General features: G+C 70.2%; 14 protein-coding genes. 8 read left to right on the top strand and 6 right to left on the bottom strand.

Going from position 1 to position 16,919, the window contains the following annotated elements:
- The first annotated feature begins 18 nt into the window (after positions 1-18).
- Positions 19-360: a DUF5713 family protein gene (locus ABZT04_RS23575; protein WP_356058923.1), complete on the top strand. Its 342-nt coding sequence runs from the start codon at positions 19-21 to the stop codon at positions 358-360.
- 85 nt (positions 361-445) lie between these two features.
- Here the strand turns inward: ABZT04_RS23575 and ABZT04_RS23570 are convergent, their stop codons facing one another.
- The gene (locus ABZT04_RS23570; protein ID WP_356058922.1) at positions 446-2,665 is read right to left on the bottom strand and encodes an NADP-dependent isocitrate dehydrogenase; all 2,220 of its coding nucleotides are present in this window, start codon (positions 2,663-2,665) and stop codon (positions 446-448) included.
- A 211-nt stretch (positions 2,666-2,876) separates the two neighbouring features.
- Between ABZT04_RS23570 and ABZT04_RS23565 the strand changes: the two genes are divergently transcribed.
- Positions 2,877-4,418: a M1 family metallopeptidase gene (locus ABZT04_RS23565; protein ID WP_356058921.1), complete on the top strand. Its 1,542-nt coding sequence runs from the start codon at positions 2,877-2,879 to the stop codon at positions 4,416-4,418.
- A gap of 31 nt (positions 4,419-4,449) precedes the next feature.
- Here the strand turns inward: ABZT04_RS23565 and ABZT04_RS23560 are convergent, their stop codons facing one another.
- Together ABZT04_RS23560 and ABZT04_RS23555 are read right to left on the bottom strand one after the other, a co-directional pair.
- Positions 4,450-5,547: a mechanosensitive ion channel family protein gene (locus ABZT04_RS23560; protein WP_356058920.1), complete on the bottom strand. Its 1,098-nt coding sequence runs from the start codon at positions 5,545-5,547 to the stop codon at positions 4,450-4,452.
- A 213-nt stretch (positions 5,548-5,760) separates the two neighbouring features.
- Complete coding sequence (locus tag ABZT04_RS23555; protein ID WP_356058919.1) at positions 5,761-6,693, bottom strand: lysylphosphatidylglycerol synthase transmembrane domain-containing protein; 933 nt, start codon at positions 6,691-6,693, stop codon at positions 5,761-5,763.
- Positions 6,694-6,866: 173 nt separating this feature from the next.
- Between ABZT04_RS23555 and ABZT04_RS23550 the strand changes: the two genes are divergently transcribed.
- Entirely contained in the window at positions 6,867-8,744 is a 1,878-nt protein-coding gene (locus ABZT04_RS23550) for an ABC transporter ATP-binding protein (protein WP_356058968.1), read from the top strand.
- A 48-nt stretch (positions 8,745-8,792) separates the two neighbouring features.
- On the opposite strand, the gene ABZT04_RS23545 is transcribed toward ABZT04_RS23550, so the two are convergent.
- A complete protein-coding gene (locus ABZT04_RS23545; protein ID WP_356058918.1) occupies positions 8,793-10,244 on the bottom strand; it encodes a cytosine permease in 1,452 nt (483 codons plus the stop codon).
- A gap of 136 nt (positions 10,245-10,380) precedes the next feature.
- On the opposite strand from ABZT04_RS23545, the gene panD reads away from it, so the two are divergent.
- The 3 genes from panD to ABZT04_RS23530 all read left to right on the top strand — a co-directional run bounded on the left by panD (position 10,381) and on the right by ABZT04_RS23530 (position 11,906).
- The gene (panD, locus tag ABZT04_RS23540) at positions 10,381-10,800 is read left to right on the top strand and encodes an aspartate 1-decarboxylase (RefSeq protein ID WP_356058967.1); all 420 of its coding nucleotides are present in this window, start codon (positions 10,381-10,383) and stop codon (positions 10,798-10,800) included.
- A 23-nt stretch (positions 10,801-10,823) separates the two neighbouring features.
- Positions 10,824-11,168, top strand: coding sequence for a GNAT family N-acetyltransferase (locus ABZT04_RS23535; RefSeq protein ID WP_356058917.1), 345 nt, complete (start codon positions 10,824-10,826; stop codon positions 11,166-11,168).
- A gap of 384 nt (positions 11,169-11,552) precedes the next feature.
- Positions 11,553-11,906, top strand: coding sequence for a VOC family protein (locus tag ABZT04_RS23530; RefSeq protein ID WP_356058916.1), 354 nt, complete (start codon positions 11,553-11,555; stop codon positions 11,904-11,906).
- Positions 11,907-11,945: 39 nt separating this feature from the next.
- Here the strand turns inward: ABZT04_RS23530 and gndA are convergent, their stop codons facing one another.
- A complete protein-coding gene (gene gndA / locus ABZT04_RS23525; protein ID WP_356058915.1) occupies positions 11,946-13,385 on the bottom strand; it encodes an NADP-dependent phosphogluconate dehydrogenase in 1,440 nt (479 codons plus the stop codon).
- Positions 13,386-13,572: 187 nt separating this feature from the next.
- Between gndA and ABZT04_RS23520 the strand changes: the two genes are divergently transcribed.
- On the top strand, positions 13,573-14,775 hold the full coding sequence (locus tag ABZT04_RS23520) for a transglycosylase family protein (RefSeq protein WP_356058914.1): 1,203 nt from the start codon (positions 13,573-13,575) through the stop codon (positions 14,773-14,775).
- On the opposite strand, the gene ABZT04_RS23515 is transcribed toward ABZT04_RS23520, so the two are convergent.
- A complete protein-coding gene (locus ABZT04_RS23515; protein WP_356058913.1) occupies positions 14,765-15,925 on the bottom strand; it encodes a DMT family transporter in 1,161 nt (386 codons plus the stop codon). The two genes, ABZT04_RS23520 and ABZT04_RS23515, sit on opposite strands and share 11 nt — an antisense overlap.
- A gap of 209 nt (positions 15,926-16,134) precedes the next feature.
- On the opposite strand from ABZT04_RS23515, the gene ABZT04_RS23510 reads away from it, so the two are divergent.
- Positions 16,135-16,890, top strand: coding sequence for a (2Fe-2S)-binding protein (locus ABZT04_RS23510; protein WP_356058966.1), 756 nt, complete (start codon positions 16,135-16,137; stop codon positions 16,888-16,890).
- The last annotated feature ends 29 nt before the right edge of the window (positions 16,891-16,919 follow it).

The following is a 16,919-nucleotide window of genomic DNA, read 5'->3' as shown; positions in this document are numbered from 1 at the left end:
GCCCGGGGGAGTACCAGCATGCCCGTCAGCAACGAGAAGATCACCGAGCACGCGTTCCTGCGCGGGCTGTACCGGTCCGACTACTACCCCGACCGCGTCGTGGACCTCGGCAAGGCGGTCCTGCTGCGGCTGTGCGGGCGCATCGAGACGGAGCGGCCCGCCGACCTGGCCGCGCTGTACGCCCTCACGGAGGTCTCCACCGAGGAGTTCAACGCCCTCCAGGACGACTTCGAGGCGGCGGGCAGCGAGATCGAGACCGTGGCGCGCGAGGAGATAGCCGAGGACTTCTGGTTCGTGGCGAACGCGTACGGGTTCGCGGACGCGGACGTGGAGAAGCTGATCGCCGTACGGGACTGGTGACCTGCCGCCGTCGAGCCCGGCCGGGAACACGGCCGCCCCGGCCGGAGGGATCCCGGCCGGGGCGGAGTGACTCGCGGAGCCCGCGTCAGCTCAGGGACGCCAGCGCCTCGTTCCACGTCGTCGACGGGCGCATGACCTTGGCGGCCTTGGCCGGGTCGGGCTGGTAGTAGCCGCCGATGTCGGCCGGGCTGCCCTGGACCGCGAGGAGCTCCTCGACGATCTTCTGCTCGGCGCCCGCGAGGGTCTCGGCGAGCGCGGCGAAGGCCTTCGCGAGGTCCGCGTCGTCGGTCTGCGCGGCCAACTCCTGCGCCCAGTACAGGGACAGGTAGAAGTGGCTGCCGCGGTTGTCGATGCCGCCGACGCGACGGGTCGGGGACTTGTCCTCGTTGAGGAAGGTCGCCGTGGCGCGGTCGAGGGTGTCGGCGAGGACCTTGGCGCGGGCGTTGCCGGTGAACGTCGCGTACTGCTCCAGGGAGGGGACCAGCGCGAAGAACTCACCGAGCGAGTCCCAGCGCAGGTAGTTCTCCTTGACGAGCTGCTGGACGTGCTTCGGCGCGGAGCCGCCGGCACCCGTCTCGAAGAGGCCGCCGCCCGCCATCAGCGGGACGACCGACAGCATCTTGGCGCTGGTGCCCAGCTCCAGGATGGGGAAGAGGTCGGTCAGGTAGTCACGCAGCACATTGCCGGTCACCGAGATGGTGTCCTCGCCGCGACGGATGCGCTCCACCGACAGCTTGGTCGCCTCGACCGGCGCGAGGACACGGATGTCCAGGCCCTCGGTGTCGTGCTCCGGCAGGTACGCCTCGACCTTCTTGATGAGCTGGGCGTCGTGCGCGCGGGTCTCGTCGAGCCAGAACACCGCGGGGCTGCCGGTGGCGCGGGCCCGGGTGACGGCGAGCTTCACCCAGTCCCTGATCGGCGCGTCCTTGGTCTGGCAGGCGCGGAAGATGTCGCCGGCCGAGACGGTCTGCTCGATCACGGCGTTGCCGGCCTGGTCGACGAGGCGGACCGTGCCGGTGGTCGGGATCTCGAACGTCTTGTCGTGGCTGCCGTACTCCTCGGCCTTCTGCGCCATGAGACCGACGTTCGGGACGGAGCCCATCGTCGACGGGTCGTAGGCGCCGTTGGCACGGCAGTCGTCGAGCACGGCCTGGTAGACGCCGGAGTACGAGGAGTCCGGCAGCACCGCGAGGGTGTCGGCCTCCTGGCCGTCCGGGCCCCACATGTGGCCGGAGGTGCGGATCATGGCCGGCATCGAGGCGTCGACGATGACGTCGGACGGCACGTGCAGGTTGGTGATGCCCTTGTCGGAGTCGACCATCGCGAGCGCGGGGCCCTCGGCGATCTCCGCGTCGAAGGAGGCCTTGATCTCGGCACCCTCGGGCAGCGACTCCAGTCCCTTGTAGATGCCGCCGAGACCGTCGTTCGGGGAGAGCCCTGCGGCGGCGAACGTCTCGCCGTAGCGCGCGAACGTCTTCGGGAAGAAGGCGCGCACCACGTGGCCGAAGATGATCGGGTCGGAGACCTTCATCATCGTGGCCTTGAGGTGCACGGAGAACAGGATGTCCTCAGCCTTGGCGCGGGCGATCTGCGCGGTGAGGAACTCGCGCAGCGGCGCCACGTGCAGCACGGAGGCGTCGACGACCTCGTCCGCGAGGACCGGTACCGACTCGCGCAGCACCGTGGTGGAGCCGTCGTCGCCGACCAGCTCGATCCGCAGCGCACCGGCCTCGGTGATCGTCACGGACTTCTCGGTGGAGCGGAAGTCGTCGACGCCCATCGTCGCCACGTTCGTCTTGGACTCCGCCGACCAGGCGCCCATGCGGTGCGGGTGGGTCTTCGCGTAGTTCTTGACCGAGGCGGGGGCGCGCCGGTCGGAGTTGCCCTCGCGCAGGACCGGGTTCACCGCGGAGCCCTTGACCTTGTCGTAGCGGGACTGGATGTCCCGCTCCTCGTCGGTCTTCGGGTCGTCCGGGTAGTTCGGCAGCGCGTAGCCCTGCGCCTGCAGCTCGGCGACGGCGGCCTTGAGCTGCGGGATGGACGCCGAGATGTTCGGCAGCTTGATGATGTTGGCCTCGGGCGTCTTCGCCAGTTCGCCCAGCTCGTGCAGGGCGTCCGGGATCCGCTGGTCCTCGGTGAGGTATTCCGGGAACACGGCGATGATGCGCCCGGCCAGCGAGATGTCCCGCGTGGTCACGGCGACACCCGCCTGCGAGGCGTACGCCTGGACCACCGGCAGGAAGGAATACGTCGCCAGGGCCGGGGCCTCGTCAGTGTGCGTATAGATGATGGTCGAGTCAGTCACCGGGTGCTCCGCTCCACGTCTGCAACATTGCTCGACATCAAGATATCTCGTGATCCGGTCCCACTCGACAGCGGTCCGCCCCCACCGCCCGAACACCCGTGCGTCGATCAAGGGCAACCGATCGTCCGGGCCGGCGGTCAGTAAGAGGCGGATCACCTTCACCGACAGACGGCCGGAGCCGACCAACCGGCCGCCCGAGCGAAAGAGGATCATGAGATATCGCACCAGAGTGACGGCCCCCGTGGCTGCCCTGATCGGTACGGCCACGGCGCTGACCGCGGGTTCCCCGGCCCTCGCGGCCGGACGGGGGAGCGGCGGCGAGGGCGCGGAGACCCTCGGCGACCCGGTGTACCCGGGCCTCGGCAACGACGGCTACCGCGTCCTCTCCTACCACCTCGACCTCGCCTACGACGCGACGACCGGCCTCGTCGACGGCACGGTCACGGCAGAACTGCGTACGACCGAAGCCCTGACCCGGTTCTCCCTCGACGCCCTCGCCCTCGACATCCGGGCCGTCCGCGTCCAGGGCCGAAGCGCCGGATTCGAGCAGGCCGACGAGAAGCTGCGGATCACACCCGCCAGGCCGCTCCCGGCGAGGGCCCGGGTCACTGTCCGAGTGGAGTACTCCGCCGACCCCAGGCGTGCCCTCGCGCACACCGGCTGGGTCGTCACACCCGACGGCTTCGCCGTGTGCGGCCAGCCCGACTCGGCGCACACCGTGTTCCCCTGCAACGACCACCCGTCCGACAAGGCCGACTTCACCTTCCGCATCACCGTCCCGGACGGACTCCTCGGAGTCGCCAACGGACGGCTCGTGTGCACGGAGAACCTGTCCGGCGGCCGGACCGCGTACACGTACCGCTCCCGTTCGCCCATGGCGACCGAGCTGGTGCAGATCACGGTCGGCGACTACGTGGTCAGACACCGGAGCGGCCCGCACGGGCTGCCGTTGCGGGACGTCGTGCCCACCGCGCGCGCCGCCGCCCTGGAACCGGCGCTCGCGCTCACCCCGGGACAGATCGACTGGCTGGAGCGGCGGCTCGGGGCTTTCCCCTTCGAGACGTACGGACTGCTGCCCTGCAACTCCGACGACCCGGACGCCTTCGACTTCACGGGACTTGAGACCCAGACCCTCACGCTGTACAAGCCGAACTTCCTGCTCCAGGAGGAGAGCAGGATCGGCTCGCACATGATGCACGAGCTGGTGCACTCGTGGTTCGGCAACTGCGTCAGCCCCGCCACCTGGGCCGACCTCTGGCTCAACGAGGGCCACGCCGACTTCTACGGGCTGCTCTACCGCTATGAGCGCGGCTGGCCCGACTCCCTCGGCATGACCACGATGGAAGCCCGGATGAAGGACACCTACGCCCGCGGCGACCAGTGGCGCCACGACTCCGGACCGGTCGCCGCCCCGAACGCGGCCGACCTCTTCGACGACCAGCGCTACCTGGGCGGCGTTCTCGTCCTGTACGCGCTGCGCCAACTCATCGGCGAGGACAGCTTCCACGCCGTCGAGCGCGCCTTCCTCGCCCGGTACCGCGACTCCTCGGCGACGACGGAGGACTACATCGCCGTCGCGTCGACGGTCGCCCGCCAGGACCTGTCCGGCTTCCTGCGGGACTGGCTCTACGGTACGGCGACGCCCCGCATGCCCGGTCATCCGGACTGGACGGTGACGCCGGTGAACCCGTCCCTCACCGTCCCGCACAGCCGGACCGGTCGGCCCCACCGCGACAACTCGGCGACGCTGTAAGGCCTTTGACCTGGCCTGGGTCTTGGGAGGGTCAGTCGAGCCGGGTGGAGCGTACTTCGCCCGGCTCGTCGGCCCCGTCCCGCTGCTGAGGTATCACCACCGCGCCCTGGTGCAGCGCGACCGTGCGGGCCGGCGCCGGGATGCGGATGCCCTCCTCCCGGTACCGCCTGTGCAGGCGCTTGATGAACTCGTGCTTGATACGGAACTGGTCGCTGAACTCGCCCACCCCCAGGATCACCGTGAAGCCGATCCGCGAGTCACCGAAGGTGTGGAAGCGGATCGCCGGTTCGTGCTCCGGGACCGCGCCGCTGATGTCGGTCATGACCTCGGCGATGACCTCCATGGTCACCCGCTCGACCTGCTCCAGGTCGCTGTCGTAGCCGACGCCCACCTGCACCAGGATCGTCAACTGCTGCTCGGGACGCATGAAGTTGGTCATGTTCGTCTTGGCGAGCTGGCCGTTCGGTATGACCACGAGGTTGTTGGAGAGCGCCCTGACCGTCGTCTGACGCCAGTTGATGTCCTCGACATAGCCCTCCTCGCCGCTGCTCAGCCGGATGTAGTCGCCGGGCTGCACGGTCTTGGACGCGAGGATGTGGATGCCCGCGAAGAGGTTGGCGAGGGTGTCCTGGAGCGCGAGCGCGACCGCGAGACCGCCGACGCCCAGGGCGGTGAGCAGCGGCGCTATGGAGATGCCCAGGGTCTGGAGCATCACCAGGAAGCCGATGGCCAGGACCAGTATCCGGGTGATGTTGACGAAGATCGTGGCCGAACCGGCAACACCGGAGCGGGAGTTGGTGACCGCCCGGACCAGGCCGGCGATCACTCGGGCCGCCGTCACCGTCACGGCGAGGATGACCAGCACCTGGAGGGTCTGGTCCACCTGGTGCTGAACCGTGCGCGTCAGCGGCAGCACCGCCCCCGCGATCGCCGCTCCGCCGGCGATCGCCGACCACGGCACCACGGTCCGCAGCGCGTCCACGAGCACGTCGTCGCCGCTCCAACGGGTACGGTCGGCGTGCTTGCCGAGCCAGCGCAGCAGGACGCGCAGCAGGAATGCCGCCAACAGGCCGGAGGCCAGGGCGATTCCGGCGAGCATGAAGTCGTCCAGGGTCGGTGTGCGATTCATCGGTCACCTGCTTGAATTGCGGGCATTGCTTGACGTGCGACCGCTCATCCTGCCGTATCCGAGCCGGTGGTCCGTACCTGGTCCGGGCCCTGCGCACGCCGGAGTTCGCACAGCCGGGTCCCATGTCCGGACAGTCGACACCGAACTCACCCTGGCCGATGCCCCGGCCAGGGCTGGCGCGACATCACAGAGATGTTCGAGTGGATCCACGGCTCAGATGACTCTCAGCCGAACCAGTGCGCCGAGGGTCAACGCCCCCGGAATGATGGGGATCCAGACGGTGATGATCCGGTAGGCCAGCACCACCGCCGTCGCCACCGCCACCGGGCCGCCCGCGGCGACCAGCGCCACGATCAGCGCGGCCTCCACCGAGCCGATCCCGCCCGGCGTGGGCACCAGCGCGACCGCGACCGTCGCCGCCAGGTAGGCGAGCGCCATCTGCGCGGGCGGCACCGGCAGGTTCAACGCCTCGCCCACCGCCACCAGTCCGGCCGCCTGGAGCGCGGGGAACGCCAGCGAACCGCCCCACAGCGCGAGCGCCCGGACCGGCCGCGTGTGCACGGAGCGGGCCTCGCCCAACGCCGTACGGAGGAACGACAGGGCGGCCGTCCGCAGCCGGCGTACCAGGACAAGGACCAGGACCGCCGCGCACAGCAGGGCGCCGAGGATCAGGAGCAGCGGGCCAAGTGCCCCCGCCGGAAGGAGAGTTCCCAGCCGCAGGGCGTCCGGGAAGGCGATCAGCAGCCCGGTGAGCAGCGTCAGCCGGGCTATCGACTCCGCGAGCAGGAACAGCGCCAGCGCGGCCGACGAACGGGCCAGCGGTATCCCGCACACCGTAAGGAACCGCAGGTTCACCGCCCCCGCGCCGAGCCCCGTGGGCAGCAGGTGGTTCGCCGCGCCCGCGGCGAACTGCGTCGCCAACAGCCGCCGCGCGGGCAGCCGTTCGACCACGGCACCCTGCCGGGTGAAGGCCGCGGCGACCCAGGTCAGACAGGTGGCACCGGCCGCCGCGAGCAGCCAGGGCCACTCCGCAGACCGTAGATGGCCGAAGCCCTCGACGAGCACGGACCAGTGCTGGACGGCGACGACGCCGACCAGGAGCAACGGAAGCAGGCACAGGATCTGCCGCACGCGGATGTGTCTCACATCCCTGGAGGTTCTCCACGCCACGACAACTGCGGGTTGCCGACGTGGGGACAGTTCCTTACCAGCGGCCTTACATGCGGTCTTGCATGCGGTCCTACGTGCGGTCTTGCTCAGGGATGTTCCGCGGACATTGACCTCAACGCCGCTTGAGGTCCTACCTTCTCCCCATGAGCATGGAGAGCACGGCCTGGATGCAACTGCACAGTGTCATGACCGCCGAACAGGAACGCCGGCCGCTGGCCCGCGCCACCCTGCGCCGTATCGCCGCGTTCGCGCGGCCGCACCGCCGCCCGATCGCCCGGTTCGTCCTGCTCGGGGTGGTGACCGCCCTGCTCGCCGTCGCCACCCCCGTGCTCGCCGGGCACGTCGTCGACGCGATCGTCTCGGGCGGCGACGACCGCACCGTCGTACGCCTCGCCCTGCTCATCGCCCTGATCGCGGTCGCGGAGGCGGCGCTCGGCATCCTCGGCCGCCGGCTCTCCTCGGCGCTCGGCGAGGGGCTCATCCTCGATCTGCGGACAGCCGTGTTCGATCATGTGCAGCGGATGCCGGTCGCCTTCTTCACCCGTACCCGGACGGGAGCCCTCGTCTCCCGGCTCAACAACGACGTCATCGGCGCACAGCGGGCCTTCAGCAACACGCTGTCCGGAGTGGTCAGCAACTTCGTCACCCTGCTGCTCACCCTGGCCGTCATGCTCACCCTGTCCTGGCAGATCACCCTCCTCGCCCTCGTCCTGCTGCCGGTGTTCGTGATCCCGGCCCGCCGCATGGGAAGCCGGATGGCCCGCATGCAGCGCGAGGCGGCCACCCTCAACGCGGCGATGAGCACCCGTATGACCGAACGCTTCTCCGCCCCCGGCGCCACCCTCGTCAAACTCTTCGGCCGCCCCGACGACGAGTCCGTGGAGTTCGCCGAACGGGCGGGCCGGGTCCGGGACATCGGCGTCCGCACGGCCACCGCCCAGTCGGTGTTCATCACCTCCCTGACCCTGGTCTCCGCCCTGGCCCTCGCCCTCGTCTACGGCCTCGGCGGCTGGTTCGCCCTGCACGGCACCCTGGAGCCCGGTGCCGTCGTCTCGCTCGCGCTGCTCCTGACCCGCCTCTACGCCCCCCTCACCGCCCTCGCCGGAGCCCGCGTGGAGGTGATGAGCGCCCTCGTCAGCTTCGAGCGCGTCTTCGAGGTCCTCGACCTCAAGCCCCTCATCGAGGAGAAACCCGACGCCCGCGAGGTGCCCGAAGGCCCGGTCGCGGTCGAGTTCGACGAGGTCCGCTTCGCCTACCCCTCCGCCGACAAGGTCTCCCTCGCCTCTCTCGAAGAGGTCGCCTCCCTCGACACCCGCGGCGGCACCGAGGTCCTGCACGGCGTCTCCTTCCGCGCCGAACCCGGCGAGACCGTCGCCCTGGTCGGCTCCTCAGGTGCCGGCAAGTCGACCATCGCCCAACTCCTGCCCCGGCTCTACGACGTCGACGAAGGCGCCGTACGCGTCGGCGGCGTCGACGTCCGCGACCTCACCGCGGTCTCCCTGCGGGCCACCCTCGGCATGGTCACCCAGGACGGCCACCTCTTCCACGACTCGGTGCGCGCCAACCTGCTGCTCGCCAGGCCCGGCGCGAGCGAGGACGAGTTGTGGGACGCGCTGCGTCGCTCCCGCCTCGACGATCTCGTACGGTCCCTGCCCGACGGCCTGGACACCGTCGTCGGCGAACGCGGCTACCGGCTCTCCGGCGGCGAGCGCCAACGCCTCACCATCGCCCGCCTGTTGCTGGCCCGCCAGCGCGTCGTCATCCTCGACGAGGCCACCGCCCACCTGGACAACACCTCGGAGGCGGCCGTCCAGGAGGCCCTCACCGAGGCGTTGCAGGACCGTACGGCCGTGGTGATCGCCCACCGTCTGTCCACCGTGCGCACCGCCGACCAGATCCTGGTCGTCGAGGCGGGCCGGATCGTGGAACGCGGCACCCACGACGAACTCCTCGCCGCCGGCGGGCGGTACGCCGAGCTGTACCGCACGCAGTTCGAGAAGCAGGCGGTACCGGACGCGGTCGGCTAGGGCCTCTCGTCACATTCCCGTCGTCGCCCGGAGGGCGGCCCGGCGGCGTCAGGGCTCGCGGTGCTCGTGTGCCGCCTTCTCCAGGCCCACCGCCTCCGCCTCGGCCACCCGGATCTCGGCCTCCACGTCGATCGAGCGGCTCAGCCACCAGTACAGGAGCCCGGCGACCGGCAGTCCGACGAACAGGGAGAGGTCGGCGCCGTCCATGGCGTGGGCGATGGGCCCGACGTAGAGCGTGCCGACGGAGAAGAACGGCACCATCACGCCGAAGCCCACCAGGTAGGAGATGATGCCGTGCCAGCCCCAACGGCCGTAGATCCCGCGCGGGTTGAAGATCTCGGCGATCGCGTAGTGGCCGCGGCGCACCACGTAGTAGTCCATCAGGTTGACCGCGGTCCACGGGATGAACAGATAGAGCACCAGCAGCAGGAAGTTGTTGAAGTTGGTGAGGAAGTCGGAGGTCGCGGCGAGTGCGCCGACCAGGGACAGGGCAGCGGTCAGCCCGATCGTCAACACCCGTACGCCCACGGTCGGTCGGACCCTCTTGAACGAGTCGATCGCGCTGATCAGGGTCAGCGAACCGCCGTACATGTTCAGCGCGGTCACCGAGACCAGGCCCAGGGTGGCGAAGAGGAGCACGATCGCGCCGAAGCCGCTGAACACCTTGTCGCCCGCCGCGTTGATCGAGCGGATCGTGTCGAAGTCCTTGCCCGCCCAGGCGGCGAGCAGCGCGCCCAGCGTCATCAGCCAGACCCCGCCGAGCGCCGAGCCGAAGTAGGTCCAGTAGAAGGTCTTGCGGACGGTCACGTCCGGCGGGAGGTAGCGCGAGTAGTCCGAGACGTAGATCGCCCAACTGATCTGGTAGCCGGCGACCACGCCGAACTGGGCGAGGAACGGCGTCCAGGAGAAACCGCCGAGGTCGAAGGAGCCGGCCGGGTAGTGCAGCGTCGCCAGCACACCCACGGTGAAGATCCCGAAGATGACCAGGAAGGTGTACGTGAGGAACTGCTCCGCCTTGTGGATGACGTCGTAGCCCACCAGCGCGATCACGAAGCCGACCACGGTGACCACGGCCACCCACATCTTGGTGCCGCCGTGCACCGTGGTGTGCAGGGCCTCGCCGGCCAGGATCGTGTTGAAGACGTTGAAGCCCGCGTACTGCACATAGGCGAACAGCCACACCAACAGGGCGCCCACATAACCGAACTGGGGCCGCGACTGGATCATCTGCGGCAGTCCCAGTTGCGGGCCCTGGGCCGAGTGAAAGGCCATGAAGAAGGTGCCGAGCAGGGTGCCCGCGACGATCGCGATGAGCGACCAGATGAGGTTGCCGCCCTCGGTGATGCTGATCAGGCCGACCGCGAGCGTGGCGATCTGCGCGTTCGACATGAACCACAACGGGCCCAGGTGCCACAGCTTGCCGTGGCGCTCGTCGAGGGGGACATAGTCGATGGAACGTATCTCCAGCCCGGACACCCGGGGCTCTGAAGCGGTGGTCACGGCGCCTCCCAGGTGCTGATCCAGCCTCTGTGGCCACATTTATCCCCCGTAGGGGCCTCCGCAACCGCGCCGGATACTGTGAGGAACGCCCTTGACCCGCGGCCGCGGGCAGGGAGCCGAGTTCCTGGAGGGTCCGATGCTGCGCACCATGTTCAAGTCCAAGATCCACCGTGCCACCGTCACCCAGGCCGACCTGCACTACGTCGGCTCCGTCACCATCGACGCCGACCTGCTGGACGCCGCCGATCTGCTGCCCGGCGAGCTGGTCCACATCGTCGACATCACCAACGGCGCCCGCCTGGAGACGTACGTCATCGAGGGTGAGCGAGGCACGGGTGTCATCGGGATCAACGGGGCCGCCGCCCACCTCGTGCACCCCGGGGACCTGGTGATCATCATCAGTTACGCTCAGGTGTCCGACGCCGAGGCGCGGGCGCTTCGGCCCCGGGTCGTGCACGTGGACTCCGCCAACCGGATCGTGGGCCTGGGCGCCGACCCGTCCGAGCCAGTGCCGGGTTCGGATCAGACGCGCAGCCCGCAGGCCGTCGGGGCCTGACCATCGCACCAGTGAGGATGCCCATGAGCGAGATCGAGATCCGCGACGACCGGGCGGCGGGCCGCCTGGAGGCGATCGGCGACGGCGAAGTCGTAGGCCACATCGAGTACTTCGTCCTCGAATCCCCCGAGCGCGCCCTCGTCCCGGTGCACACGATCGTGGAACCGGCCCACGAGGGAAAGGGCATCGCCGGTTCACTGGCCCGCGAGCTGTACGGCATCGCGGCCCGCGAGGGGATCGTCGTCGCCCCGCTGTGCCCGTACGTCGTCAAGTGGGCGGAACGCCATCCCGACGAGGCTCCGGCCGCCGACCCCGAGTTGCTGCGCGCGGCGATGGAGTGGCTCACGGCTCATCCCGGCCGCTTCTAGACAGGACACCGGTACCGGCAGGACTCCGGTACCGGTTCGACGAGGAGCTGCCGGGTGAGCCCACCCGGGTGAGTGGCGGCGCCACTGCCGGGTAGGCGGGGGAGTAGTCCAGAGCCGACATACCCACTGGCTGGAGGACACGATGACGAACCCGTACCCCGACCCCGTACCTCCGGGACCGACACCGGGCCCGCCGCCCGAGCCCCCGGCCCCCCTGCCCACACCACCGCCGAACCCCGCTCCCACCCCGCCGAAGCCGGGCCCCACCCCGGAGCCCGGTCCGTCCCCGATCCCACCTGGGCCCGAGCCGGTACCGAACCCGGAGCCGGGGCCGCCTCTCTCCTGAGACCGGCGCCCCGGTCGCCGTGCTGGCAGGATGGCCGCATGGAACGTGTGCTGGGAATCGGCGGACACTTCATGCGGGCCGGCGATCCGGTGGCCCTGAGCGCGTGGTACCGCGACTGTCTGGGCCTGAACGCCGACGAGCACGGCCTGTGGCAGCAGGAAGCAGGGCCGACGGTGTTCGCGGCCTTCGAGTCCGGGACCGACTACTTCGGGTCCCGCACCCAGCAGACCATGCTCAACTTCCGGGTCCGCGACCTCGACGCGATGCTCGCGCAGTTGCGCGCCAAGGGCGCGGACGTCGCCGGGGAGACCCAGGAGATGGACGGCGTCGGCCGGTTCGGCTGGGTCACCGATCCCGAGGGCAACCGGATCGAACTGTGGCAGCCCGCCTGACCGGAATCCGGCAGGCGGGCTCGGCACAGCGGGGCGGGGTCAGCCCGAGACCTCCGAGCGGTCACCGCCCCAGAGGGTGTGGAAGGAACCGTCCTGGTCCACCCGCCGGTAGGTGTGCGCCCCGAAGAAGTCCCGCTGCCCCTGCGTGAGCGCCGCGGGCAGCCGCTCGGCACGCAGCGCGTCGTAGTAGGCGAGCGCCGCGGAGAAGCCCGGCGTCGGAACACCCTGGCGGGTCGCCGCGATCACGACCTCCCGCCAGTCGTCCTGCGCCGCCGCGATCTCCTGCGCGAACGTCTCGTCGGACAGCAGGCTCGGCAGGTCCGCGCGGGCGTCGTACGCGGCCCGGATGCGGTCGAGGAAGGCCGCGCGGATGATGCAACCGCCGCGCCAGATCGAGGAGACCGCGCCGAGGTCGATCTTCCAGTCGTACTCCTCGCTGCCCGCCGCGATCTCGTGGAAGCCCTGCGTGTACGACACGATCTTCGACGCGTACAGCGCCTGCTCCACCCGGTCCGCGAAGGCCGCCGCCTCCGCCTCGCCCAGCGGCGCCGCCGTCGGCCCGGCCAGCCCGCGCGAGGCCTCGCGCAGCGCCGCGTGCCCGGAGAGCGAGCGGGCGAAGACCGCCTCGGCGATGCCGGAGACCGGGACACCGAGGTCGAGGGCGATCTGGACCGTCCAGCGGCCGGTGCCCTTCTGCTCCGCCTGGTCCACGACGACGTCCACGAAGGGCTTGCCGGTGGCCGCGTCCACGTGGGACAGCACCTCGGCGGTGATCTCGATCAGGTACGAGTCCAGCCGGCCCGTGTTCCAGGTGCGGAAGATCTCCGCGATCTGCGCGGGCGAGTACCCGGCGACATCGCGCAGCAGTTGGTACGCCTCGCCGATCAACTGCATGTCGGCGTACTCGATGCCGTTGTGCACCATCTTCACGAAGTGCCCGGCGCCGTCGGGGCCCACATGGGTCACGCAGGGTGCCCCGTCGGCCGCCTTCGCGGAGATCTTCTCCAGCATCGGACCGAGCGAGTCGTACGACTCCTTCGGGCCACCCGGCATGATGCTCGGCCCGTGCAGCGCGCCCTCCTCGCCGCCGGAGACGCCCATGCCGACGAAGTGGATGCCCTGTTCGCGCAGGTCGCGCTCGCGGCGCCGGGTGTCCGCGAAGTGCGCGTTGCCGCCGTCGATGATCATGTCGCCGGGTTCGAGGAGCGGCGCGAACTCCTGGATCACCGCGTCCGTCGGGTCACCGGCCTTGACCATGACGACCAGGCGGCGCGGTCGCTCCAGCGCCGCCACGAAGTCCTTGGCCGTCTCCGCCGCGATGAAGTCGCCCTCGCCGCCGAACTCCTCCACCAGGGCGTGCGTGCGGGACGCAGTCCGGTTGTGCACGGCGACCGTGTAGCCGTTGCGCGCGAAGTTGCGGGCGAGGTTGCGGCCCATGACCGCGAGACCCGTGACGCCGATCTGCGCTGAAGTGCTCATTCGGTTGGCTCCTAAAGATCAGGCCTAAAGGTTCAGGAAGGTCCTGACATCGGTGATACCGGTCGTGCTCGCCAGTATCGCCGCACTGACCATTCTGAGCCTCAGGGAGGCCGGTTGCCGTCTTGTCATGGCCTGTTCGCGGCCCTTACTTTTGGCCCTCCTGACATATGTCGATGGGGGATTCTCCATGGCCGCACGCGGCCGGCACCGCCGGTATCAGCCGAACAGGATCAACCGCTCCTCGCTTCTCACGGTCACGGCGGGCGGCGCGGGCATCGCCATCCCCCTCGTCGGCGCCGGCAGTGCCCAGGCGGCCGACGTGAGCACCTGGAACAAGGTCGCCGCCTGCGAGTCGAGCGGCGACTGGAGCATCAACACCGGCAACGGGTATTACGGCGGGCTCCAGTTCACCCAGTCCACCTGGGAGGCCTACGGCGGCACGGTGTACGCGCGGCGCGCGGATCTGGCCACCCGGGACCAGCAGATAGCCGTCGCCGAGAAGGTGCTCAAGGGACAGGGCCCCGGCGCCTGGCCGGTGTGCTCGGTGCGCGCCGGGCTCACCCGGGGCGGCGACACCCCCGACATCCACGTCGGCGGCACCAGGACGGCCGACAAGACGCAGGCCAAGACCAAGGCCGCGGACACCAAGACGCAGACCGCCAAGCGGTCCGTGAAGGACGTCCAGCCGCAGACCACACCGCAGTCCCGCGCGGGCACCGCCGAGATGTACACGGTCGTGCGCGGCGACACCCTTTCCGGGATCGCCGACACCGAGCGCGTCGACGGCGGCTGGCACGGCCTCTACGCCGCGAACCGCACGACCGTCGGCGCCGACCCGGACCTGATCATCCCCGGCCAGCGGCTGAGCCTGGACACCAAGGCCGCCCCGGCGACCCGCGCCACGACGAAGCCGACCACCAAGTCCACGACGAAGAAGGCCTCTTCGGACACCGCCGAGAAGGTCACCAAGAAGAAGACGACCAGTCACTCCGTCGTCGCCCCGGTGAACGCACCCATCGGCACCGCGTACCACGCGACGGGTTCCTCCTGGTCGAAGGGCTACCACACCGGCGTCGACTTCCTTGTCCCCACCGGCACTTCGGTGAAGGCCATCGAGAACGGAACCGTCGTCGAGGCCGGCTGGGCGGGGTCGTACGGCTACCAGGTGGTGGTCCGGCACGCCGACGGACGCTACTCGCAGTACGCGCACCTGTCCGCGATCTCGGTGCGGGACGGCCAGTCGGTCGGTGCCGGGCAGCGCATAGGGCGCTCCGGATCCACTGGCAACACCACGGGCCCGCATCTGCACTTCGAGGTGCGGACGGGGCCCGGATTCGGTACCGACATCGACCCGCTCGCCTATCTGCGGGCCGGCGGCGTCAGGATTTGACGCGTGTACGGTGCCGGTCGGGCACCGGCATCATCACGTACAGGCCGGCGTGGAACGGGCCGAAGTAGCCAGGCGGTTCGGCGACTCCGGCCGGCTCCAGGGCTTCGTAACCCTCGTCGGCCGGGATCGCCCCCTGGGCCGGGACGAGGATCTCGTCGCCCTGCGCGGCGACCGTGATGATGTCCGCGCCCGGCATGTCGGCGTCCGCGCTCACGTCGACGGGCTGTCCAGGGAGGACGTCGAGCAACTCCTCGATGGGCGACGGCACGAGGGGGGCGCCCGGCGCCGTGGCCTCGGCGGACCGGGACGGCGCGTTCTCGCTCTGGAGCCGCTCCGTGGTCAGCAGGATCAGGCCGCCCGCGGCGACCACTCCGGCGCTCAGGGCGAGCAGGGTGCCCGTCGTGCCGTAGCGGAAGGTCTCACCGAACATCGTGATGCCGACCGCGGCCGCCACCACCGGGTTCACCACCGTCAGCACCGCCAGCGGAGCCGCCAGGCCCGCGCCCCGGTAGGACGCCTGCGACAGCATCAGACCGGACACGGCGAAGACGGCTATCACGGCCAGGAAGGGGATGTCGGTCGCGGACACCGCGCCGTTGTCCCAGTCGACCGCCACCGTCTTGGTGAACACCGAGGACATGCCGAACGCTATGCCGGACGCGGTCGCCAGCAGCACGCTGCGCACCGCCGGGTGCCGGTGGGCCGCGCGGCCCGCGATCATCAGGGTCGCGACCACCGCGCCGGTGAACACCGCGACGGACACCCGCTGGGCGGTGCTCAGCGACTGCGCGTCGGACGCGCCGACCAGGGACAGCAGACCCGCGAGACCGATCGTCGCCATGATGGCGCCGCGCCAGGCGGTGGAACCGGCCTTGCGGCCGACGAACAGGGCCGCCATCGGCAGCGCGAACACGATCGTCAGCGCACCCAGCGGCTGCACCAGGCTCAGCGGTCCGTAGGCCAGCGCCACCACGTGCAGCAGACCGCCGAGACCGTTCAACGCGACCGCCGCCCACCAGCTCGGGCGGCGCAGCGGGGCGTACTCCTGCTCGGGGGAGGACACCGCCACGCGCTCCTGCACGATCGCTCCGCCCGCGTAGGCCACGGCGGAGACGAGCGACAGCACGATGGACAACGCGAGGGCGCTCATCGGCAGCTCCTCTGCGTCAGGCGGGGGCCTCTGGCACCACGCGGCGAACGGTCGGCTTTCATACAGAACACGATGCCGCGCGATGTTCTTCCCGTCGTCGTACCTGAGCACCCATTGGGTAGTACTGCCGATGGAGTACGAAACGGACGCTGTCCTCCCCAGGGTGGGTGACACGGGTGGACACCCCCTCGGGGAAGCCCCTGGAGGCCTTGGTACTACTGCTGTTCGTGGACCTCGACCCCGAACTCGCCGCGCTCCGCGCCCTCGGAGGCTTCTTCGTACTACGCACGGGCGCGGCACCGGACGGCCCGCTGCCGACGCTCGCGTGGATCTACGAAAACCCGGCGTCCGATGTTTACCGACATTCGCTGACTTTTCGTGTCCATGTTGTCGCGGAACGTCTCCAGGCCCCTGAACTGCGCGTTGCCGCCTCGGTGGCCCAGCAGGCACTCGCGGCGCGCCTGTGGTCGACAGCGCTCGGCTGCGCCGCCCTCTACGACCGGATCCCCGACCTCGACCCCGGGCTGCTGCACTGGGACGCCGACAGCGGCGCGCCGGACGACCTGTGGCTGGCCGAGGTCCGCCCGCTGCCCGCCGACGCCACCGCCCTCGCGGACACCGTGCTGCACGGCCACCTCGAACCGCTCACCGCCACCCTGGTCGCCCACCACCGCATGTCCGCCGGCCTGCTGTGGGGCAACGCGGCCTCCGCGCTGGCAGGCGCGGCCCGCGAACTGGACCGCTGGGCACGCGCGCGTGGCCTTACGGAAGTAGCCACCCGCGCGCGTGCGCTCACCGCCGAACTCCTCGCCCACCCCCTCCTCGCGGGCACCGGAACCCTCACCGGCACCGCCTTCCGGCGCCGCAGTTGCTGCCTCTACTACCGGGTCCCCGGCGGCGGTATCTGCGGGGACTGCTGCTTCACACAGCCGCCCGGCCCTTCCCCGAACGCCGCTTCTGGGTGACCATGAGATCAATCAGCCACCGAGAACAA

The sequence above is a fragment of the Streptomyces sp. NPDC005492 genome, from assembly GCF_040605995.1.
Classification (GTDB): domain Bacteria; phylum Actinomycetota; class Actinomycetes; order Streptomycetales; family Streptomycetaceae; genus Streptomyces.
Note: the sequence above shows the minus strand (reverse complement) of the source record. Positions and strands in the feature narration are given on the sequence as shown.